At 48.8% G+C, this 911-nt stretch carries 1 protein-coding gene; it reads left to right on the forward strand.

The genetic code is table 11. From position 1 onward, the window contains the following. Positions 1-33: 33 nt before the first annotated feature. The coding region (locus tag A3761_RS00275; protein WP_197472670.1) for a DUF5011 domain-containing protein at positions 34-911 on the forward strand (878 nt) is incomplete at its 3' end.

Raw genomic sequence — 911 nt, forward strand, 5'->3', positions numbered from 1 at the left:
ACCGTAATCGGCAGTTATGTACTGAGCTACAACGTGAACGATTCCTCAGGCAACTCTGCTACTACCGTTACCCGAACAATTAACGTTCAAGATACTGGCGCACCTAGCATCACTCTACTAGGTAGCAGCCCACTTAACCATGAACTAAATACCCCCTATACCGATGCTGGCGCGACTGCAAGCGATGCGCTGGATGGTGATATCTCAACTAACATCATCGTCGGTGGTGCTACCGTAGATTCCAGTGTTACAGGTACCTACGTGATCACCTACGATGTCAGTGACTCCAACGGCAACCCTGCCGTACAGCAAACACGTACAGTAAATGTGAACGACTTTACTGCCCCAGTCATTACGCTTAATGGTGACAGCAGCATTAATATCGCTCTAGGTAGTGTCTACAATGATGCGGGTGCGAGTGCGTCGGACAATATTGATGGCGATATTTCAGCAAGCATTATTCAGAGTGGCACTGTTGATACCGGTACAATTGGTAGCTACACCCTTGTGTATAACGTGAGTGATGCGGCTGGCAACGCTGCAATCCCCGTCACACGAACAGTTAATGTTGCTGATGCGAGCGGCCCTGTTATTACGCTGATCGGAACCAACCCCATTAATCATGAGGTGAATACAATCTTCACCGACCCGGGTGCGACAGCGCTAGATAATGTCGATGGAGATGTATCTTCAAACATCGGTGTCAGCGGTACAGTCAATGCAACCGTAATCGGCAGTTATGTACTGAGCTACAACGTGAACGATTCCTCAGGCAACTCTGCTACTACCGTTACCCGAACAATTAACGTTCAAGATACTGGCGCACCTAGCATCACTCTACTAGGTAGCAGCCCACTTAACCATGAGCTAAATACCCCTTATACCGATGCTGGTGCGACTGCGAATGACGC

Source organism: Oleiphilus sp. HI0123 (genome assembly GCF_001635315.1).